We start from the raw sequence: 22,640 nt of genomic DNA on the forward strand, positions 1-22,640 counted from the left end.
GCCTGATAAGGCCTCATTGTGCAGTGGGAAACGATTTGTCCGACCATTTGGTTATTCGTGGGACAGTGACGATGCTCTTGGTGGAAAAGATGCAGAGTAGCCCATTACCTGCAGTGAAGACCCCTGTTTATCCACAGCGTTGTGCACAGTTGTGTATAAACCGTGTGGACGGTTGTTTGTTGCGCTGACCTGACTGCATAAAAACTGACCTGACAGAGTGAAGTTAGAGGGTCCCTGACCTCGGAAAATACCCCCTTCACACTTGCTGCGAAACCCGTAGAATTGGCTTGAAATATACTGTTTTCGCACACTCAGGAGAAGTCTGTGCACATCAATCACATATGGTCGAAGGCATCCAAGCCAGCCCAGCTGCTTGCCATGCTTGTCACGACCGCCCTCGTTATGATCGGCGTCACGACGCTGCCCGCCTATGCGGCAGCGCCGACGCTCAAGCTCGCTATCACTCCCGACGAGACCTCGTACCTCTCCGGTGTCGAGCAGCGCTACGTCGTCGAGTTCTCGTGTGCCTCCACCACGGAGGACTGCCTCGACTCGGTCGTCACCATCACGCTGCCCCACACCGTGACGCCCGCGGGTAACTCGAACCTCGACTCGGCCCCCGAAGGCGTCAACGCCACGGCCACCGCCGGCAAGAAGGTCGTCACCCCCACGATCAAGGCTCCGACCGCTAACGCCGATGGCCTCGTCACCTACAACCTCGGAACAGTCGCCGCCGGCTCCTCGTTCCAGACGGTCCTGACCTTCACCGCCCCGCGTGGCGTGACCCCCGGCGGCTCCACCGTCACCCCGGTCGCGACCTTCACCTCCGGCGAGAGCAAGCAAACCTCGCAGGCGACCGTCACGATCAAGTCCGAGCCGACGCCGACCCTGAAGAAGACCGGCCCCGTGGCCACCCCCAAGGGCGTCGACGTGACCTACCAGATCACGCCGTCCTACGATACGAACATCGACGGCCTCAACGGCAAGTCCAACATGACCAACGTCGTCATCACCGACCCGCTGCCGACGTGCGCCAAGTACGTGTCCTCCTCGGCCTCGGGTAACACCAAGACGAACACGGCCGCGACCGTCGAAAGCTCCTACGACGCCGCGACCCACACCGTCACCTGGAACGTCGGCGACGTGAACCCGGCGTTCATGAACATCGTCCTGTCCGTCACCGTCCACTACGATGAGACCTGCACGGACGAGACCGTCACCAACACCGCGAAGCTCACCGGCTCGGAAATGCACAACGAGACCAACGTTGTCACCGCCGATGCCTCCTTCACGCACCGCTTCGACAGCGAGGTTCGCTACGGCGGCGGCTTCAACAAGCGCGCCATGAGCCAGTTCGAGCGCGGCAAGCAGGGCAACTGGCTGTACAGCTACTCCAACAACTCCAACGTCCCGGTCGTCATGGAGTACACCGACTACATGACCTGTGGCCTCGTGTCCCCGACCGACGGCTCCAAGGACTGCTCCAAGCCCCTCATGCGCGTCAAGACGATGGACACCCAGACCACGACGCCCATCGAAATCACCTACTGGACCAACAAGGGCAACACCGGTACTCAGACCATCTACCGCGGCAAGGCATTCGACTTCTCCTCCTTCGCCGCCGACGAGTATCTGACCGTCTTCCACTACAAGCAGACGATCCCCGCCGGTGAGTCCTCGATCCTGAACGTCGCAGGCCCGGTCGGCGCCGGCACCCCCACGACCGAGGACGGCACCACCTACGTCCAGGCCGACACCAACTCCGCCGCATGGAAGGCCGGCAAGTCCGACCAGTACGTGCGCGTCCAGAACTGTGTCTCCGACTGGTCCATGAAGTCGCTCGACGGCTCCCGATCTATCCAGATCCCCGCCGACGACTACTGCGACATCCTCACGCTGGGCACCGCGCTGCCCAAGTACTACAACGCCAAGTCCACCATCAAGGGCAACCTGGCTTCCCCCGGCTCCGAGGTCACGTTCAGCGTCACCGCGAACAACACCTCGACCATCGTCGACTCCCAGCCCGTCATCTCCGACCTGCTGCCCTGTGGCATGACCTTCGTCGAGGGTTCCGTCACCGGCGGTCCCGCAGGCAAGGAAAAGACCGTCACGGTCCGTGACGTCACCGATGCCACCGGCTGCACCCGCCAGCTCGTCCAGGTCACCTGGCCCGGCTACCAGACCAAGGGTGGCACCACCATCCAGCTGCGCGGCAAGGTCGGCCCCTCGATGAGCGCCGGCACGCACAAGAACGAGGCCTACATCTCCGCGGCCGAACCCGAGTACGCGCTGACCTCCAAGACGACGACCATCTGCTTCTACGGCTCCACCGACGACACCTACGATGTCAACGGTGACGGCAAGACCAACGACCAGGTCTGCCCCGTCTCCTCGACCTTCACGGTCTCCGAGCAGGCCGGTGCCGACGTCGTCCTCGAGAGCCTCGGCTCCATCGAAGGCTCGACCTACAAGAAGTACACCGACGGCGTGTCCGTTATCCGCCAGGGTGAAGACGGTCAGTACCGCATCACCCCCACCAACTCCGGTAACGCGGACCTGTCCGACATGACCGTGTACGGCATCCTGCCCCACGTGAACGACACCGCCATCCAGGGTTCTGATCCCCGCGGCTCCGAGTGGGAACCGATCCTCACCGGCCCCCTCCAGGTCGGCGCAGGCTCGGGCATCGACCCCTCGCAGGTCACCATCGAGTACTCCACCTCCTTCAACCCCTGCCGCGGCGAAGTCATGAACCAGGGTGACGCGATGGCAGCCGGTCCCGCTGGATGCGACAACAACTGGACCGCCACCCCGGCCTCGTGGGCCGACGTGAAGTCCTACCGCATCTACATCAACGGCAAGGCCACCCCGATCAAGGCCGGCGCGTCGATCCCGATCATCGCGCCCATCAAGGCCCCTGATAACGCGACCGGCATCGCCTACGAGTCCGTCGCGATCGCGGCCACCCAGGCCTCGAACAACCGCGCCATCCTGCCCGCCGAGCCGATCAAGGTCGCCATCGCCCTCGCGCTCGACGTCGCCCTCAACAAGACCGTCGTCTCCGACGCGTCCAACCTGAAGCCCGGTGACCAGGTCACCTACCGCATCGACGCCGGCAACATCGGCCAGGGCAAGGCCCCCGACCTCAAGGTCAAGGAAGCCTTCCCCGCAGGCACGACCTTCGTGTCCGCCGAGACGCACAAGTGCACCTCCGGCTACACGAGCGGCCTGCCGCAGGAATGTCAGGGCACCGACGAGGCCGGCACCTTCGACGGCACCACGTGGGCCATGGGCGACATGCTCGCCGGCGAATACGCCTCGCTCTTCGTGACCGTCACGCTGAATGCGGGCACCGAAGGCAAGACCCTGAACAACACGGCGTCCTTCGCGAACCCGCCCGAGTACGACCTCGTGCCCGGTAACAACTCCTCGACGGCGTCCATCTCCGTCAAGCACCGCGTCTCCGGCAAGGTGTACTACGACGCGAACGAGTCCTCCTCGTACAACAACGGCGAGGAGCCCTTCAAGGACGTGACCGTCCAGCTGGTCGGCGCCGACGGCAGCGTCGTGGCCACCACGACGACCGACGCGGACGGCAACTACTCCTTCACCGGCCTCGACGCCGGGACCTACACGGTCAAGGTCACCAAGGCCGGCGAACTAGCAGGCCTCGACCAGACCGAGGACCCGGACGGCACGAAGGACAACGCCTCCGGCGCGATCACGCTGAACGCCGACCACCCCGTCCAGGAGAACGTCAACTTCGGCTACGTCAAGAAGCACGCGATCTCCGGCACCGTCTACCTCGACCAGAACCGGGACAAGACGAAGAACACGGGCGACATCGACCTGTCCGGCGTCACCGTGAAGCTGCTTGACCCCTCCGGTAACGTCGTGGCCACCACGACGACCGACGCGGACGGCAACTACTCCTTCACCGGCCTGAGCGACGGCACCTACACCGTCCAGGTCGATAAGACCGGTCCGCTCGCCGACACCGAGCAGACCGAGGACCCCTCCGGTCAGGCAGACTCGCGTTCGCAGGCCATCACCTTCACCCGCTCCGATCCGGACGTCATCAACGTCAACTTCGGCTACGCCGAGGACTACACGGTCTCCGGCACCGTGTACTACGACAAGGACCGCTCCGAGACCCTCAACAACTCCGAGCCCGGCTTCGACGGCATCACCGTGAAGCTGCTCGGCGAGGACGGCTCGGTCGTCGCGACGACCACGACGAAGGCCGACGGCACGTACTCCTTCGCCAAGCTGCCCGCCGGCAAGTACACGGTCAAGGTGGAGCCCTCCGACCTGCTCAAGAAGCTTGAGCAGACCGAGGACCCGGACGGCACCAAGGACAACACTTCCGGCGTCGTCCAGGTGAACCACGACAACCCCTCCGTGAAGAACGTGAACTTCGGTTACGCCACGAACTACACGATCAAGGGCACCGTCTACCGTGACGCCGACCGCTCCGAATCCCTCGAGGACGGCGAGAAGCTCTACCAGGGCGTGACCGTCGACCTCCTCGACAACGCCGGTAACGTCGTGGCCACCACGACCACCGACAACAAGGGCGCCTACGCGTTCACTAACCTTGAGGAAGGCACCTACAAGGTGCGCGTCCGCAAGGAAGGCCCCATCGCCGACCTCGTCCAGACCGAGGACCCCGATGGCACCAAGGACAACACCTCTGGTGACATCACCCTCGAGCTGAACGACCCGATCAAGGAGAACGTCAACTTCGGGTACATCTCGAACAACTCGATCTCCGGCACGGTCTACCGCGACGACAACCGCTCCAACTCCCACAACGGGGGCGAGGCCGGCTACCCCGAGCAGACGGTCCAGCTCCTCGACAAGGACGGCCAGGTCATCGCGACCACCAAGACCGATGCCAACGGCAACTACTCCTTCGACAACCTGCCCGACGGCACCTACTCCGTCAAGGTCGTCAAGGACGGTGCCCTCACCGACCTCGAGCAGACCGAGGACCCGGACGGCACCAAGGACAGCGCCTCCGAGCCCATCGTCCTGAACGAGGACAACCCCACGAAGAAGAACGTCAACTTCGGCTACGTGCCCGACTACTTCATCAAGGGAACGATCTACCGCGACGGCAACCGCTCCGGCGCGCTGGACACGGACGAGAAGCTCTACGAGGGCGTGACGGTCAACCTCGTTGACGCCGACGGCAACGTCGTCGCCACGACCACGACCGACGCGAACGGCAACTACTCCTTCGACAAGCTCCCCGCGGGCACCTACTCCATCAAGGTCGTTCAGGATGGCCCCATCGCCGGCCTCGAACAGACCGGTGACCCGGACGCCACGAAGGACAACGCCTCCGAGCCCATCACGCTGAACAACGACAACCCGTCCAAGACGGACGTCAACTTCGGCTACGTGAACAACAACTCCCTGTCGGGCACCGTCTACCGCGATGACTCGCGCAACGGCGACCAGGACGGCACCGAGCCCGGATACTCCGGCGTCACCGTCCAGCTCCTCGACAAGGATGGCCAGGTCATCGCCACCACGACGACTGACGCAAACGGCAACTACTCCTTCTCCAAGCTGCCCGACGGCACCTACTCCGTCAAGGTCGTCAAGGACGGCGAACTCGCCGACACCGAGCAGACCGAGGACCCGGATGCCACCAAGGACAACGCCTCCGAGCCGGTGACCCTGGGTGAGGACAACCCCTCCAAGGACCACATCGACTTCGGTTACGTGCCGGACTACTCGATCCACGGCCTCGTCTACCGCGACGGTGACCGCAACGAGACGCACGGCGCGGGCGAGAAGGGCTACGCCAACCAGACCGTCGAGCTGCGCGACAAGGACGGCAAGGTCGTCGCGACCACCACGACGGACGCGAACGGCGCCTACTCCTTCTCCAAGCTGCCCGCCGGCGACTACACCGTCAAGGTCGTCAAGGACGGTGCCCTCACCGACCTCGACCAGACCGAGGACCCGGACTCCACCAAGGACAGCGTCTCCGGCGTCATCTCGCTGAGCAATGACCACCGCACCCAGACGGACGTCAACTTCGGTTACATCGCCAACAACTCCATCAACGGCACCATCTACCGCGACGGTGACCGCAACGGAAAGAAGGGCGACACCGAAGGACGCTACTCCGGCGTGAGCGTCCAGCTCCTCGACAAGGACGGCAAGGTCATCGCCACCACGACGACCGACAAGGACGGCAAGTACTCCTTCGAGCACCTGCCCGACGGCACCTACTCCGTCAAGGTCGTCAAGGACGGCGTGCTGGCCGACACCGACCAGACCGGCGACCCCGACAACAAGCTGGACAACGCGTCCGAGCCGATCACCCTCGACGAGAAGAACCCCACCAAGGGCGACGTCGACTTTGGCTACGTCCCGAACAACACCATCAAGGGAACTGTCTACCGCGACGACAACCGCGACAAGATGATCGACGGTGACGAGCCCGGCCTCGAGCGCGTGAGCGTCCAGCTCCTCGACGAGGACGGCAAGGTCCTCCAGACCCTCGACACCGACGCGGACGGCAACTACGCCTTCCAGCACCTGCCCGACGGCAAGTACACCGTCAAGGTCGTGCGCTCCTCGTCCATCAAGGACTACGACCAGACCGAGGACCCCGACGCCACCATCGACGACACCTCCGCGGTGTACACGATGGGCCCGGAGAACTCCCTGCAGGAGAAGGTCAACTTCGGCTACGTGCCCGACTACTCGATCGCCGGTCGCGTCTACCGCGACTCCGACAAGTCCGGCTCCTACACCGACGGTGAAGAAACCTTCTCCGGCGTGACGGTCGACCTGCTCGACAAGGACGGCAACGTCGTGGCCACCACGACGACCGATAAGGACGGCAACTACTCCTTCGAGAAGCTGCCCGCCGGCACCTACCGCGTCAAGGTCCACCCGGACGGCGACCTCGCCGGCCTCGACCAGACCGAGGACCCCGACGGCATCGCCGACTCCATGTCCGGTGAGATCACGATCGGCTTCGAGAACCAGTTGGTCACCGGCGTGAACTTCGGTTACGTCGCACCCGACGTCCCGGCCACCAAGCCGAAGAAGGGCCTCGCCCGCACCGGCTTCGACGGCCTGATCGGCGGGGCTGGCCTGGGAGCGGCCGTCGTTGGCGGCATGTTCCTGTGGATGCGTCGCCGTCGCCAGGACTGACATCCATTCGGCCTGAGCCTCGACGAGGCAGTGGCTGAGTGAGTCGAGAAGGGGCGGGTACTTCGGTACCCGCCCCTTTGGCGTACCCGGGTGGTCGTGTGGCTGGTGCGTGTGGCACCGCTGGTGTTCTGAGCGCCGCCTGATCTCCGGCCGCCGCGTGGCCTGCCCGCCCGCTCGCCGTCCGCGCTGCGAGCTTTCAGCTCGGCGCGTCGGCTCGTTGTCCGGCCAGGCCCTGCCGCCGCCCACCGGCACCGCGGCTAGGCCGTTTGGACCGGCCGGTGCCCTCCACACCAGTGGCGCGCGGTGTGCTGATGGGCGCGGTGCATCGTCTCGTAGCCCGCCTTGGCCCTGCTGCCGCCCCCGGCACCGCGTCCAGGCCCTGGGTTGTTGTATGTGGCCCAGTTGTGGCTGTCAATCATCAATTTCGCATGCAATTCCCCTGAGAGTATTTCAGGTATTGAAATCTAATCGTTGATATTCTGCGGTGTTTGAGCTTGTGTTGGTTTGTGTCGTGGGGGAATTGCATGCGAAATTTGGCTGGCGGTGGTCTTGTCGTCGTCTCAGTAATTTCGCACGTAATTCCCCTGTGCGTGTTTCAAATATTGAATTTATGTTGTTGGGATTGCAATGTTTTCGGGCTATCTCCAAAAGTGACCGAGGGAAATTATGTGCGAAATTTGTGTGGGGTGGTCTCTGTGTCGCGTCTCGAAGCCTCGCCAGGCCTTGAGGCCGTCCACCGGCACCGGCGCGGGTACCTGAGGATCCCCGGGGGCCTTCCATTCCACGCCGGTGGCGCCTGGAGCGCTGTCGTGGCTAGCCCTAACTCTGCCTCGTGTTCGGTACAAAATTCTCCCTGCTCAGTGTTGTGCTGAGCAAAGCGGTACAAAACTCTCCCCGCATGCGTAGATTGCGCCAAATTGGGCCATTTTGGGCGAGCAGGGAGAGTTTTGTCCCGGACATGCGGTGAAAGCGGGTGTGCAGGGAGAGTTTTGTCCCGGATATGGCGTGGACGGGTGCCCGCTGGCCGAATCTGCTCGTGTGCCCTGGTGAGCGGCGGTGACATATCGCCGCCCACAGGCAGGCCAGCACGCCCCTTCTCATTGAGGCCTCATACAGCCGTCATACAGCCGCACACGGCCCCGCAAGGCCCGGCATAGCCCCGTACAGCCAGGTACATGACCCGTGCAAGCTGCGCACAGATCAGAACAGTCTCATCCAGCCGATGCGGCCACACGCAGCGCATGCAGGAGCGCCCGGGGCCGTGGCCCCGGGCGCTCCCAGCAACAAATGAGCTCCGATAACTAGCGGAACAACTTCAAGGCGTTCGGCCCGATCATGAACGGCGCCAAGATCATCGACGAGCCCAGTCCCACACCGAAGCCACCAATCACGTCCGTCACCCAGTGGACACCCAGGTACAGGCGCGTCACGCAGATGAACACAATGAACACGAGGGCGGCGGCCCACAGCAGGTAACGGAGACGACGGCCCAGGCGCGTCATCGTCAGCACCAGGACCAGCGACACGATCAGTGCGGTTACCGCCGTGGCGTGACCCGACGGGAACGAGTAGCCATCCTCGGTGATCAGACGGTAGGCCTCTTCCGGGCGCGGACGCGAATCAATGTGCTTAATGATGTAGCCATTGATCCCCGAGAAGGCCACGGAGCCCAGAATGTACAGGGCATGCATGACCTTCTTGACGAGCCACCACACGAAGGCCGCCACGGCCAGCGCCACAATGACAGCGCGCTTGGGATCGAAGAGCCACGACGCGCCCGTCATGAACGTGTTCATCGCCGGCGTGCGCGACGCAATGAAGTCAGACCACACCGTCGTGTCGATCGACAGGGGACTCGTGATGAACCCACCCGCGACGGCGACAATCGCGACGAGGAGCACCCCGACGATGACGGAGGGGGACAGGAATCGACGAACAATCATAGTGAAATCCTACCGTAGTGTCAGTCGTTTGCGCCGTACTCGTACACCCAGCGCCCGGCCCGCCGCGAGAAGCGCGAACGCTCACGCATCTGCCCGGTTTCACCCGTGGCCACATCACGCCACGAGGCCACGAAGGTGACGGTACCCTCCTCGTCGGAAGGACCCCCGGCCTCGGCCCCCAGGATCTGCAGGCCCGTCCACTGCGTCCCCTCCACCCAGTACGGGGGAGCGGGGCGCGTGCGCGGATGCCACGTGCGGAACAGGTAGTCCTCGTCGCGCAACGCGAACGCCGTGTAGCGCGACCGCATGAGCGCCTCGGCGGTCGGAGCCGCCTCCCCATCCAGGTAGGGCCCGCAGCACTGCGCCAGCAGCGCCCCCGACCCGCACGGACAGGTACGAGGCCGGGGCACGCCAGCACCGGACGCGCCGGGGGCAGCGGGGGAGGAGGTCACGCCTGGTCGCCCAGAGAAGCCAGCCAGCGCTCCGCATCCAGGGCGGCGCGGCAGCCGGAACCGGCGGCCGTGATGGCCTGACGGTACGTGTGGTCCACGGCGTCGCCGCACGCGAATACGCCCGCCACGGACGTGCGCGTCGACGGCTCGTCGACCGTGATGTAGCCGGCCTCGTCGAGGGCGACCTGGCCACGCAGGAAGCCCGTGCGCGGCAGGTGACCGATCGCGACGAACACGCCGTCCACGGCGATCTCGCGTTCGGAGCCATCCACCGTCGAGGTCAGGCGCAGGCCGGTCACGGACTCGTCACCGAGCACCTCGGCGACGGTCGCGTTCCACTCAAAGGAGATCTTCGGGTTGTTCAGGGCGCGCTCAGCCATGACGCGCGAGGCGCGCAGGGTGTCGCGGCGGTGCACGACGACGACCTCGGACGCGAAGTTCGTCAGGAAGGTCGCCTCCTCCATCGCGGAGTCGCCGCCGCCGATGACGGCCAGGCGACGATCCTTGAAGAAGAAGCCGTCGCAGGTCGCGCAGTAGGAGACACCGCGGCCGGAGAACTCCTCCTCGCCGGGCACGTTCATGTGACGGTACTCGGAGCCGGTGGCCAGGATGACGGCGCGCGCGTAGAAGACCTCGTCCTCGGTCGCCACGGCCTTCACGTCGCCCTCAAGGTTGACGGCCACGACGTCCTCGTAGCGCACGTCCGCGCCGAACTTTTCCGCCTGCTCGCGCATGTTGTCCATGAGCTCGGGGCCCTGAATGCCCTCGGGGAAGCCGGGGAAGTTCTCGACCTCGGTCGTGTTCATGAGCGCACCGCCCGCGGCCAGCTGTCCGGCCAGCACGATCGGGGCGAGGCCGGCGCGGGCCGTGTAGACCGCGGCCGTGTAGCCGGCGGGACCCGAGCCGACGATGACGACGTCGTGGACGGTGGCGCCCTCGGGCACCTGCGCCGACGGGATCTGCACCTCGGCGGCCTCAGTGGTGGCCTCGGTGGGTTCGGCCGTCACAAGGCCCGGAATCGCAACGAAAGACATGCGTACCCTCCTTAGGGGTTACTGAACGGTGAGTTCGGAGATCCACGCCCAGTTGCGGCCGTCCTGGCCCTTGGGCATCGAGCGGAACTGCAGCGCGATCGAGTCGGTTTCGACAGGGGTCGGGAGCTTAATCGTGGTCGTCGGAGACAACGCCGACGTAGCCAGTTCTGTTCCACCGCGCGGGTTCGACGGGTCCGTGACGTTACGCACGACGACCTCACCGCCGGAGGTGGCCGGATCCATGTTGAGCGTCACCGAGGACACGGTGGCCTTCTGCTGCAGCTTGACGACGATCGTCACGGAGGTCTCGTCGCGGAACTGGTTAGTGTCAAACCAGCGTGAGGACCACGACGTGGACGGGTTCGAGTCGATCATGTTGATCGCGCGGTCCGGGTGGTCGCCGTCGTCGTTGTTCCACGACAGGACCTGCACGGAGGAGATCACGGGCGTCACGGATTCGGTCGGGGGAGGCGTCGTCGTGAGGACGGGTGCGGGTTCCGCGCCGGATTCCTGGGCGCTCACGCCGTCACGCAGCGACTGGCCGAGGTCCAGGTTGGTGACCGGGCGCGTCGCCATCCACGGTCCCCAGATCGCACCGAAGAGGAACAGGACGACGCCGAAAATGAGGGCGGGTCGCGTCGGGTCGATCAGCTTCGCGGAGCGCTCGGGCGTGGCGTTGTCCTCGTTGGACGAGGCCGGGGCAGCCTGTGCGGGAGCCGCCGGGATGGGCGCAACGGAGTCCATGACCTCGGTCGGATCGTCGACCGGGGGAGCGGGGATCGCGGCCTCGGCCGCCGGCTGCACGCGGGGGATCTGGTGCGTGGCGGGCGCATCGGCCAGGGGCTCGGGGTGCGGGTAGTCCTCGGGGTTGATGTCGCCTTCGCGTTCGTATCCGCTGGCCGCGGGTGCGGGTGGCGGGGGAGCGAGCGGGAAGGCCGAGGAGGCAACGTTGGCGCTGTCCGTGGGGCCCGTGAGGGGCTCGACACCTAGCTCTGCCAGGGATTCGGCCATCGATCGGCTGTCCGGCTCGGGGGCCTTGTCCGCATCGGGGCTCGGAATGGGGTCGGTCTGCGGTGCGGGGACCGTGTCCGCGTCGGGCAGGGGGATGCCCTGCGCCTGGGCGATGGCCTCAACAGCGGGCGCTGCGATGGCCTCGGCAACGACGGGATTCTCGACGGGAGCCTGCGTCGCGGGGCCGAATGCCGGGACCTCGGCGGGGGCAGGAATGGGCGGAGCGTCAACCGATTCGTCGCTCGACGAGGCCGGGGGCGCCGGGGGAGCCGGAATCGGCGAGTCAGCGACGACCTCGTCGAACGACGGCAGTTTCTTCTCGTCGCCGGGGCGTTCGGGCGTGGGAGCCATCGGGTCCTCCGTCTGGTCGGGTGTGTGTCCCGTCATTATCGCAGCTGGGTCGGGGGTCGCAGTGGAAGACGCTGCCAGGATGTTCACCACAGCGGCGGGCACGTGCAGGCGCGTGAGCAGCGGGCGCATCATCGCAGCGGATTCGCGGGGGGCCGCGAAGCGTAGGACGATCAGGTAGACGAGGCCGGTCACCACAGAGACGACGGAGAGCTTGACGCCCGCCAGTAGCATACGTCCCAGCGTCGAGGAGATGCCCGTGTGGATGCCCATGATCCACAGGAGGCCAAAGCCCACGAGGCCCGCGACGATCGCTGCGCCCAGGTAGGCGACGTAGGAGCGCAGCAGTCCCGCGCGATCCACGAAGCTATTTTCGCGTGAGACCCACACGACGGCGATGACGCCCTGCGTCAGGCGGCAGGCGGTCTCGCCGAGGGCCGCAGCGACGACCCACCAGCGCGCGCCGGTGAGGGCGTACATGGACCAGCCGACGATGACCTGGATGATTGTGGGACCGATGCCCATGAGGAACACGGGCTTGACGTCCTCGTATGCGAAGAAGACGCGCTGGCTCATGAGGACCATGCCGGTCGACGCGACGCCGGGCATCAGCGAGGCGAGGACGAGGGCGTAGCCGGTCACGGCCTCGGGGTCGCCGCCCTTGGCGGCCATCGCGATCTCCATCATGGGGACGGAACCGGCCATGAGCATGGCTGCTGCGACGAGGGTCAGCGACGTGATTGTGCGCACGCCCAGGTGGTAGCTGTCGGCCACCGCCCGGTCGTCGCCGTCGGCCACGGCCCCGGCCATGCGGGTGAAGATCGCGGTCGTCAGGGACACGGTGATGAGCGACTGCGGGACCATGAAGATCATGAAGGCCGTCGAGTAGGCGAGGATGCCGACGACGCCGCCCTGCGCGCCGTTGCGGCCGATGAAGCCGTCGGCCATGGCCGCCAGGTTGTTCGTCGACAGGACGCCGACCTGGGAGACGCCGAGGGTCGCAAACGTCCATCCGGCCACTCGCGGCATCGACCCGAAGGAGGTTCCGCGGAAGTGGAAGTCCGGCTTGAAGGACACGCCCGCACGACGCATCGGCCACAGCAGGCACAGCGCCTGGCAGATGACGCCCAGGGTCGCTGAGCCCGCGAGCACCCAGAACTGTGCGCCTGTCAGGTCACCCGCGGGAATGCCGCCGTCGGGTGCGCCGCCCCAGATCACGAGGAAGAGGCCGAGGCCGGCGATGCCGACGACGTTGTTGACGACGGGCGCCCACATGTAGGGTCCGAAGATTTCGCGGGCGTTGAGAAGCTCGCCCAGCAGGTTGTAGAGCCCGTAGAAGAAGAGCTGGGGCAGGCACAGCAGCGCAAACAAAATCGCGAGGTTGCGGATGTCCTCGGTGTAGCCTGCGGCTGTGATCATGACGAGCACGGGGGCGAGCACCATCGTCACGAAGGTGACGAGGAAGAGAAGCGTTCCCGCGAGGGTGAGCAGCCGGTTGACGTAGGTATCGCCGTCGTGGCGGCGCTTGATCGCGCCCACGATCTGGGGTACCAGGACCGCGTCGAAGATGCCGGAGGCCAGCAGGTTGAACACGGTGTTGGGCAGCGTGTTCGCCGTCTGGAACGCGGCGCCGACGCCGCCGGCGGTTGCGCCAACCGCGGCGATGAGCATCGCGTTACGGATGAAGCCGAGGATGCGCGACACCATGGTGCCCGATGCCATGAGCGCCGATGCTCTCAGGATCGATCGGCGAGGCGTATTCGAGCTCATGGGGTCTCCTTCGTCGTTGCTGTCTCTGATTCGGTGTTGTCGTCTGTGGGCGCCTCGTCGGCGCTACCGGCATCGGTCGAGTCGGCCTCGGGCGAGTCGGCCTCGGGCGAGCCCTGCGCCTTGCGGGCGGCCCTCTTGCGGAGCGACCGCGTGATGCCGACGAGGAAGAGCGCTGCGAAGAGCGAGGCGATGACGGCCGTGATCGCGTCCTCCCACCCGGCGCGCATGCGCACGGTCACGGTCTGGGAGTCGTCGAGGACGACGCCGTCCGGCGTCGTGACCTTGTAGGTGACCGCGATGTCGCCGCTGCCGATCGCGCCCACGGGCACCTCGACGGTCGTGGCGCCCTGCGCGGCCAGCGTCTGGGAAAGCGCCGGGGTGGCGCGCAGACGCGGGTCGTCGGGCACGAGGGTGACGTCGACGTGGATCGGCCACGGGAGGTTATTGCGCACGAGGACGGGGAAGTTCGCGGACTTATTGATGAGGTTGACGGCCGAGGACGGTTCGACGCTCACCGCGGAGAGCATGCCCGTGATCTGCGACGTCATCGCGGTCGCAGAGTCGAGCTGTTCGGAGGGGGTGCGCTGCGCGGCCAGGGAGGGCAGGATCTTCGGCGTGACCGAGTCGTACACCGCGTCGGGATCGTCCGTGGCCTTCGCGAGAGGCCCGAGGCTGGTCAGGGACGAGGACATGGCTGAGATCGCAGTGGACGTGTCCGCGTCGAGCGTGCCTGCGTCGACGGTCTGCCGCTCGACGTCGGTTGGCTCACTGGAGGCGATGTCACTGAAAGTCTGGGCGGAGACCCAGCGCGGGGAAAAGAGGGCGTTGACGCGTTTGGTGAGGGACTCGTTGATGGTCGTGCCGCGCGCGGCCGCCGCGAAGAGAGTGCGCGACGAGGCGGGGCGTTCCCGCACGATGATCGCCGTGATCGCCGCGAGGGCCTGCTCGGCGTCGAGCTCGTCGCCGCCGGAGGCGTTCCACGACAGGATTGAGGCGAGGTCGGCCTGTTGGGCGAGCGTGCGCGCCCCGGTGCCGTCGGTCGCCGTCTCGCCCGTCGCAGGGTTGACGTTGACGCGCGCGTAGGAGGTGAAGGTGACCTCTTCGGCGGGGGTGAGTGCCGAGGCCGGCGCGATCGTGATCTGGTCGGGGGAGGCGTAGTTCGACAGGAATGCCGTGCCGAAGGTCGTGTCGGCTGGCCATGCGACGTTGCGCAGGATCGTGGGCCCCGCGTCTGGCGCGGTTGTCGTCGTGCCGCTCTGCCCGGAGGGAGAAGACGACGCTGCGGGGCTGGGGGTTTCCGTGGCGCTCGCGGCCGTGGCGCTCGCGGAGGGCGAGGGGGTCGGAGACGCGGGTGAGGCCGTGGGTGAGGTCGTGGGGGCCACCCAGCCGGCCTCGCGCAGGGATGAGGGGAAGGCCGCGATCGAGCGGGAGGCTCGGTCCCAGAAGCCCGTGTTGCCCGACAGGGCGAGGGCCCCGAGGTCGGCGTCGCCCTCGGGGAGTGCAATGAGTTCGTTTGCTGCCCCCATGAGGGCGGACACGAAGGCCTCGGATTGAAGGTCGCGCGAGCGCTGCGCGGGGTCGGTCGCCGTGGGCGCGGGCGTCGGGGTGGGGGAGGAGGATGGGCTCGGCGAGGCCGTGGCGGCGCCCGACTGCCCCGACTGGGTGCCGGACTGATCGGACTGCCCCGATTGTCCGTGAGAGGCGTCGGAATCGGGCGAGGGGCTCGGCGAGGCGGTGGGCTGCGGTCCGTGCGGGATGAGCAGCGGGTCAACGGCGAGGGTGACGCCGGGGGAGGCGGCCAAGTTCAGGACGGCGGAGCGTTCGGCCTGGTCCTGGGTGGCGCTCGTCGACGTCCAGGGGACCACGGCGTTCACGCGTGAAGCAGAGACCTGGGCGCCCGAGTCCCACACGAGGATCGAACGGTCCTTGCCGGAGTACTCGCCGGAGTTGGCGGCCACGGTGATGACGCGCGGCCCCCACTCGGTCGCGTCGGTCAGGGGAAGCGAGGAGGTGGGGATGTGGATCTCGAAGGGGACCGTGGCTCCGCGGGTGATGTCGGTGAGCGAGGAGGACGCGGCGTGCGTGGCGTCGGGTTCGTCCTCGGTGAGTGCCGTCGTGAGCGCGGCCACCGAAATCGGCGTCTCGTTGGCGACGAACACCTCGAGGGAGATGTTCGCGAGCGTCGTCGGCGAATCATTGCGGACCGTACCGGAGACAATCACTTCGTTTTCGCTCGTCACGATGCGTGGAGAGAGCGAGTTAATGGAGATGACGAGGCCCGACGCTTCGGCCGCCGCACCCATCACGGCGGGGCGCGACGCGTCCGACTGCGAGGCCTCCGCGGGCAGGGGAGCAGCCCCGGCCTCGTGCATTCCGAGGCCGAAGGGAAGAGCCAGCGCCGCGCACGCGGCGACCACCCGCACCACGCGCCTAGTCACGGCCATCCCGGTACAGCAGGTCGAGGGCGATGCGCACGATGCGACGCTCGTTCGGGTAGGCGAGCTGGCGCGACACGTCGCGCAGCGGCACCCACGCGGCCTCCTCGGCCTCGTGATCCGGATCCCCATCCACGGTGATCGTGCCGGACTCGTACCCCATGAGGTAGTGGTGGACGACCTTGTGGACGCGGCGGTCGTTGCCGGAGAACCAGTAGTCGATCGACGCGAGGTGGCGGATGATGCGCCCGTGGATGCCTGTTTCCTCGGCGACCTCGCGCAGCGCGGCCTGCTGGGGGGTCTCGGAACCCTCGAGGTGGCCCTTGGGTAGGCACCACTCGATGCGGCCCGCTCGATTGCGTCGCGCGATCAACGCCGCATAGGGAATTCCGTCACGCACGTCGACGACGATGCCGCCCGCGCTGGTTTCCGCGGAAATCGGCAGGTGAGAGCGGCCAGCGCGCACAGAAGCGGACCGACGCGGGGGTCTGGGCACCCCGCCTCGGCGGTCAACTGGACGTGCAGGCATGACTCCACTTTAGCCGGTACGCGGCCCCCGGTAGTCGGCCAGGGCCCTTTCCTGGCATGCTTAGGGGCGATGAGTACCCAGTCAGCTTCTCCGAATAACGGCCCCGTGACCGCGCAAAACGCCGGAACGACGGACATTCCTACCCTCATGGCGAACGCCACGAGGACCTTCGCTGCGCTCCCGCCCGCGATTATGGAACTCGGCACGATTTTTCACGAGGCCGGGGAGGAGCTCGCGCTCGTCGGCGGGCCCGTGCGCGACGCGTTCCTGGGTGTGACGCCGCACGACTTCGACATGACGACGTCCGCGCGCCCCGAGCGCACCGAGGAGCTCCTCGCCCAGTGGGGCAACGCGACCTGGGACATCGGCAAGGAGTTCGGCACGATCGGCGGCCGCCGCGGCGACCTGGTCGTCGAGGTGACGACCTACCGCACCGACGAGTACGAGATCGGTTCGCGCAAGCCCGAGGTGACCTTCGGCGACACCCTCGAGGGCGACCTGACGCGCCGCGACTTCACGGTCAACGCGATGGCGATGCGCCTGCCGCAGATGGCCCTCGTCGACCCGTGCGGCGGCCTTGCAGACCTCGCGGACGGCAACCTGCGTACCCCCGTGTCCGCCGAGCAGTCCTTTGACGACGATCCGCTGCGCATCATGCGCGCCGCACGCTTTAGCGCCCAGCTGGGCCTCGACGTCGACCTGGACGTCATGAACGCGATGGAAACCATGGCCTCGCGCCTCGAGATCGTCTCCGCCGAGCGCATCCGCGCCGAGCTCGAGCGCCTCATCATCTCGCCCTACCCGCGTCGCGGCATCGAGCTGATGGTCCACACGGGCGTCGCCGACATCGTCCTGCCCGAGGTCGCCGCCCTCGTCTCCACCGTGGACGAGCACAAGCGCCACAAGGACGTCTACGAGCACACCCTCACCGTCGTCGAGCAGGCGATGGACCTGGAGACCGGCCCGGACGGCCCGGTTCCCGCCCCCGACTTCATCCTGCGTTTCGCGGCCCTCATGCACGATGTCGGTAAGCCGGCGACCCGCCGCTTCGAGAAGAACGGCACCGTGTCCTTCCACCACCACGAGATCGTGGGCGCCAAGATGACGCGCAAGCGCATGAAGGCGCTGCACTTCGACAAGGCCACGACCGAGGCCGTGACCACCCTGGTCGCGCTGCACCTGCGCTTCCACGGTTACGGCGAGGCCGCCTGGTCCGATTCCGCGGTGCGCCGCTACGTGGCCGACGCGGGCGACCTCCTCGAACGTCTCCACCGCCTCACCCGCGCCGACTGCACGACCCGCAACCGCCGCAAGGCCAACTACCTGTCGGCCGCCTACGACGACCTCGAGGCGCGTATCGCCACCCTGCGCGAGCAGGAGGAACTCGACGCGATCCGCCCCGACCTCGACGGCGACCAGATCATGGAGATCCTCGGGCTGCGTCCCTCGCGCGCCGTCAAGATCGCGCGCGACTACCTGCTCGAGCTGCGCATGGAGCGCGGGCCGCTGGGCGAGGAGGCGGCCCGTCAGGCGCTTCTCGACTGGTGGGCGTCGGACGACGTGCGCGCGCTCGCCGAGGAATACCAGGCCCAGCAGGCCCACTGGGAGGCCAAGGTCGCGGAAAAGAAGGCCCGCAAGGCCGCCGCGAAGGCCGCCCGCGAAGCCCAGGAGAACTGAGACCGGGCGCTGAGACGGCTGCGGGGCGACAATCGTCACGCCCGCGCGCGGTGCGGTGCCGGGGCCACCGCCGTACTCTGGGAATAATTCGACTATTCGTGAGGAGAGTTATCGCATGAGCACGTTCACCCCCGAGAAGGCATCGGCCGATATCGGCGTGTACGGCCTGGGAGTCATGGGCGCAAACCTCGCCCGCAACCTGGCCCGCAACGGCTACGCGACCGCCGTCTTCAACAGGACCCAGGCTCGCACCGAGAAGCTCATGGCCCAGCACGGCGACGAGGCGACCTTCGTCCCCGCGTCCACGCTCGAGGACTTCATCGCCTCCCTGCGCACCCCGCGCGTCGCCATCATGATGGTCCAGGCCGGCCCCTCGACGGACGCCGTCATGGAGCAGCTCGCCGCGCTCATGGACGAGGGCGACATCATCGTCGACTGCGGTAACTCCCTGTTCACCGACACGATCCGCCGCGAGAAGTGGGCCGCCGAGCGCGGCCTGCACTTCGTGGGCGCGGGCGTCTCCGGCGGCGAGGAGGGCGCCCTGTGGGGTCCCTCCATCATGCCCGGCGGCACCCCGGCCTCGTACGACCGCCTCGGCCCCATGTTCGAGGCGATCGCCGCCACCTACGACGGCGTGCCCTGCTGCACCTACATTGGCGCGAACGGCGCCGGCCACTTCGTGAAGATGGTGCACAACGGCATCGAGTACGCGGACATGCAGGTCATCGCCGAGGCCTACACCCTCCTGCGCGAGGGCCTGGGCGCCACCCCCGCCGAAATCGCCGACATTTTTGCCGCGTGGAACGAGGGCGAGCTCAACTCCTACCTCATGGAGATCACCGTCGAGGTCCTGCGCCAGGTGGACGCCGAGACCGGCAAGCCCCTCGTCGACCTCATCGTGGACGCCGCCTCCCAGAAGGGCACCGGCAAGTGGACCGTGCAGACCGCCCTCGACCTGGCCGTCCCCGTCACCGCGATCGGCGAGGCGACCTTCGCGCGCGGCGCCTCCTCCGAGCCGGCTCAGCGCGCGGCCGGACAGACGCTCGCGGGCAACGCCTCCGCTCTCGTCATCGAGTCGGACGAGGCCCGGGCCGCGTTCATTGAGGACGTGCGCCAGGCGCTCTTCGCCTCCAAGATCGTCGCCTACTCGCAGGGCTTCGACGAGATCGAGGCCGGTGCCGCCGAGTACGAGTGGGACATCGACAAGGGTGCCCTGGCTCGCATCTGGCGCGCGGGCTGCATCATCCGCGCGGCCTTCCTCGACGACATCACCCGCGCCTACGAGGCCGACCCCGACCTGCCGCTGCTGCTGGCCGCCGAGCCGTTCGCGACCCGCTTCCAGGAGTGCACGCCCGCGCTGCGCCGCGTCGTGGCCCAGGCCGCTCTCGCCGGCGTTCCGATTCCCGTGTTCGCCTCGTCCCTGGCCTACTTCGACCAGATCCGGTCAACGCGCCTGCCGGCTGCCCTCATCCAGGGCCAGCGCGACTTCTTCGGCTCGCACACCTACCACCGGGTCGACAAGGAGGGTGTCTTCCACACCCTGTGGGCGGTGCCGGGTCGTCCCGAGGAACAGTGGTCCTGATCTGAGGACACGGAACACTTCGTAGCGGGGGTGGGCGCGCCGCGGGCGCACCCACCCCCGCTGTGTTGCAGCCCATACTTTGGGGTTCTTTCAGGAAACACGGTTACGCTAGAGGTACAACAATCCGCTGAAAGGGCGAATACGTGGCTACTAACAACGGACGGTCCGACTGGAACGACATCATCGAGCCTGGCGGCTCGGGCGCGTCGAGGCATGACGCTCTGCCCTCACGCCGTGCGGCGCGACGCGCTGCTTCGTCGCGCGCTTCCACGAAGGCTGCCACGGCCTCGTCGGCCGGTAAGAAGGGTCCCGCGAAGAAGAAATTCCGGTGGGCCAAGCGCATCGGGTTTGGAATTCTGACCATCTTCCTGGGTGTGTTTATCGCCGGCATGGCCGTGTTCCTGTACCTCTACAACACGCTGACCATTCCGGCGCCGGACGATCTGGCCCTCGCGCAGAAGACGACCGTCTACTACGCCGATGGCACGACCGAGATGGGCACCCTGGGTGAGATCAATCGTCAGATCATCGACACGACGAAGCTGCCCGACTACGTGCCCAAGACGATCGTCGCCTCCGAGGACCGCACGTTCTACACGAACAACGGCGTCGACCTGAAGGGCATTTTCCGCGCGCTCATCAACAACCTGCGTGGCGGTGCTCGCCAGGGCGGATCGACCCTCACCCAGCAGTACGTGGAGCGTTACTACATGGGCGAGACCACGTCCTATACGGGCAAGCTCAAGGAAGCCGTCCTGGCGATCAAGATTAACCGTGAGAAGTCCAAGGACGAGGTCATTGGCGCCTACATGAACACGATCTACTTCGGTCGTGGCGCCTACGGCATCGACGCCGCCGCCCAGGCCTACTTCGGCCACGGCGCGGACCAGCTGACCCTGTCCGAGTCGGCGCTCCTCGCGGCCGTCATCCCCGCGCCCTCCGCGTGGGACCCCGCCGTGAACCCCGACAAGGCGAAGGAGCGCTGGGAGCGCGACCTGAACCTCATGCTGGAGGACGGCTGGATTACTCAGGCGCAGCACGACTCCGCGGTCTTCCCCGAGACGATTGACCCCGACACCCTCAACAGCGCGTCGATGAGCGGCACGACCGGCTACCTGATGGCTCAGGTCAAGTCGGAGCTGATCGCCTCCGGCCAGTTCGATGAGGACAAGATCAGCCAGGGTGGCCTGCGCATCACTTCGACGATCGTGAAGGAACACCAGGATCAGGCCGTCGCGGCCGCCGAGGGCATGAACGAGGTGGATGGCTGGGATCCCACGTACCAGCACGTTGCCCTGTCCTCGATGGACCCGGCCACGGGCGAGATCCTCGCCGAGTACGCGGGCGCCGACTTCGAGAAGCGCCAGCAGAACGCGGTCACGCAGGATATCGCGATGGCCGGCTCGTCCTTCAAGCCCTTCGCACTGCTTGCAAACGCGCGCGTGGGTGGTACCGTCTACGACACCTATTCGGGCAAGTCTCCCCAGTACTTCCGAGGCATGGGCACCCCCGTCATGAACGACGGCGGATACTCGTTTGGCAATGTGACCCTCGTGAAGGCGACCGCCTACTCGATGAACACGGTGTTCGTGGGCCTCAATGACGACGTGGAGCCGGAGAACACGCTGAAGGCGGCCATCGATGCGGGTATTCCCGAGGACACGGTGGGCCTGAACGAGGAGCTGCTCAACGTGCTGGGCCCCTCCTCGCCGCACAACATCGACTTGACGACCGCCTACTCGACGATCGCGAACGGTGGCGAGCGCGTCACCGCCCACATCGTCAAGAAGGTTGAGGACTCGAACAACAAGCTGCTCTACAGCGGTGACGTGGCCCCCAAGCGCGTCTTCGAGGTCGAGGAAGTTTCCTCCATCATGCCGGCCCTCGAGGCCGTCACGAGCGGTGATGGTACGGCCAGCCGCGTCGACGCCTCGATTCCGCGACTGACCACCGCCGGTAAGACCGGTACCTCCTCCGACCAGCTGTCCGCGCAGTTTGTGGGCTTCGTGCCCGGCATGGTCACGGCCGTGTCGATGTACCAGTCCGACGAAGCGGGCAACTCGGTGCCGCTGGACGACGTGGGTGGCCTGGATCAGTTCCACGGCGGCGACTGGCCTGTGGACGTGTGGATCGACTACATGAAGCCCGCGACGGCGAACCTGTCGGGCGACGACTTCACGTGGAAGGTCGAGTCCAACCGCAAGGTGCACAACAACGCGCCCACGCCCGCGCCGAGCGCGACGAGCGAGGCCCCGCAGTCTGCTCCGGCGCCCACCGAGACGCCTACCCCGACGGAGACCCCGTCCGCCGAGCCCACAGAGGGTTCGGAGAACGGCAACAACGGGAATAACGGCAACGGTTCCAACAACGGGAATGGCTCGAACAATGGGAACGGTTCCAACAACGGGAACAATGGCAACGGTTCCAACAGCGGCAATACCGGGAACAATAACACCGGCAACAACAATGGTGGCCGAAGAAACTAGCCGAGTGTCCTAGTGTCACTGCTGCGGGCCCCGAGGAGCATCCTCGGGGCCCGCAGTGCGTTCGCAGGAGTGTGCCTATGCGGATAGGAAATGCCTATGCGGATAGGTTATGAACATCCGGATAGGTTAATAACCTATCCGCAAGTGAATAACCTATCCAGATGCGTGCAACCTATCCGCATGTGAGTGCA

At 66.4% G+C, this 22,640-nt stretch carries 10 protein-coding genes; 4 read left to right on the forward strand and 6 right to left on the reverse strand.

Going from position 1 to position 22,640, the window contains the following annotated elements; genetic code table 11:
- Positions 1-324 precede the first annotated feature (324 nt).
- A complete protein-coding gene (locus QP415_RS04455) occupies positions 325-7,182 on the forward strand; it encodes an SdrD B-like domain-containing protein (protein WP_285098990.1) in 6,858 nt (2,285 codons plus the stop codon).
- Between the two features lie 1,301 nt (positions 7,183-8,483).
- Here QP415_RS04455 and QP415_RS04460 read toward each other — a convergent pair.
- The 6 genes from QP415_RS04460 to QP415_RS04485 are packed head-to-tail and all read right to left on the reverse strand — an operon-like array spanning position 8,484 to position 16,641.
- Entirely contained in the window at positions 8,484-9,125 is a 642-nt protein-coding gene (locus QP415_RS04460) for a phosphatase PAP2 family protein (protein ID WP_285098991.1), read from the reverse strand.
- 20 nt (positions 9,126-9,145) lie between these two features.
- Complete coding sequence (locus QP415_RS04465) at positions 9,146-9,577, reverse strand: YchJ family protein (RefSeq protein ID WP_285098992.1); 432 nt, start codon at positions 9,575-9,577, stop codon at positions 9,146-9,148.
- On the reverse strand, positions 9,574-10,611 hold the full coding sequence (gene trxB, locus QP415_RS04470) for a thioredoxin-disulfide reductase (RefSeq protein WP_285098993.1): 1,038 nt from the start codon (positions 10,609-10,611) through the stop codon (positions 9,574-9,576). The genes QP415_RS04465 and trxB overlap by 4 nt, the downstream gene beginning before the upstream one ends.
- An 18-nt stretch (positions 10,612-10,629) precedes the next feature.
- Entirely contained in the window at positions 10,630-13,740 is a 3,111-nt protein-coding gene (locus tag QP415_RS04475) for a lipid II flippase MurJ (RefSeq protein WP_285098995.1), read from the reverse strand.
- Positions 13,737-16,184, reverse strand: a complete 2,448-nt coding sequence (locus tag QP415_RS04480; RefSeq protein WP_306559499.1) for a DUF6049 family protein — start codon at positions 16,182-16,184, stop codon at positions 13,737-13,739. Before QP415_RS04480 ends, QP415_RS04475 begins: the two co-directional genes overlap by 4 nt.
- Positions 16,171-16,641 carry an NUDIX domain-containing protein gene (locus tag QP415_RS04485; protein WP_048677501.1) on the reverse strand — a complete coding sequence of 157 codons (471 nt, stop codon included), beginning with the start codon at positions 16,639-16,641 and terminating at the stop codon, positions 16,171-16,173. Before QP415_RS04485 ends, QP415_RS04480 begins: the two co-directional genes overlap by 14 nt.
- A 210-nt stretch (positions 16,642-16,851) precedes the next feature.
- On the opposite strand from QP415_RS04485, the gene QP415_RS04490 reads away from it, so the two are divergent.
- The 3 genes from QP415_RS04490 to QP415_RS04500 all read left to right on the forward strand — a co-directional run bounded on the left by QP415_RS04490 (position 16,852) and on the right by QP415_RS04500 (position 22,449).
- Entirely contained in the window at positions 16,852-18,381 is a 1,530-nt protein-coding gene (locus QP415_RS04490; protein WP_285099018.1) for a CCA tRNA nucleotidyltransferase, read from the forward strand.
- A gap of 115 nt (positions 18,382-18,496) precedes the next feature.
- On the forward strand, positions 18,497-19,963 hold the full coding sequence (gndA, locus tag QP415_RS04495; protein ID WP_285098998.1) for an NADP-dependent phosphogluconate dehydrogenase: 1,467 nt from the start codon (positions 18,497-18,499) through the stop codon (positions 19,961-19,963).
- Between the two features lie 143 nt (positions 19,964-20,106).
- Positions 20,107-22,449: a transglycosylase domain-containing protein gene (locus QP415_RS04500; protein ID WP_285099000.1), complete on the forward strand. Its 2,343-nt coding sequence runs from the start codon at positions 20,107-20,109 to the stop codon at positions 22,447-22,449.
- The last annotated feature ends 191 nt before the right edge of the window (positions 22,450-22,640 follow it).

It is taken from the genome of Pauljensenia sp. UMB3104, from assembly GCF_030217285.1.
Classification (GTDB): Bacteria; Actinomycetota; Actinomycetes; order Actinomycetales; family Actinomycetaceae; genus Pauljensenia.

Coding starts and splice junctions, on each gene's coding strand:
- QP415_RS04460 (WP_285098991.1), bottom strand. CDS start 9,125: ATGATTGTTCGTCGATTCCTGTCCCCCTCCGTCATCGTCGGGGTGCTC.
- trxB (WP_285098993.1), bottom strand. CDS start 10,611: ATGTCTTTCGTTGCGATTCCGGGCCTTGTGACGGCCGAACCCACCGAG.
- QP415_RS04475 (WP_285098995.1), bottom strand. CDS start 13,740: ATGAGCTCGAATACGCCTCGCCGATCGATCCTGAGAGCATCGGCGCTC.
- QP415_RS04480 (WP_306559499.1), bottom strand. CDS start 16,184: ATGGCCGTGACTAGGCGCGTGGTGCGGGTGGTCGCCGCGTGCGCGGCG.
- QP415_RS04490 (WP_285099018.1), top strand. CDS start 16,852: ATGGCGAACGCCACGAGGACCTTCGCTGCGCTCCCGCCCGCGATTATG.
- gndA (WP_285098998.1), top strand. CDS start 18,497: ATGAGCACGTTCACCCCCGAGAAGGCATCGGCCGATATCGGCGTGTAC.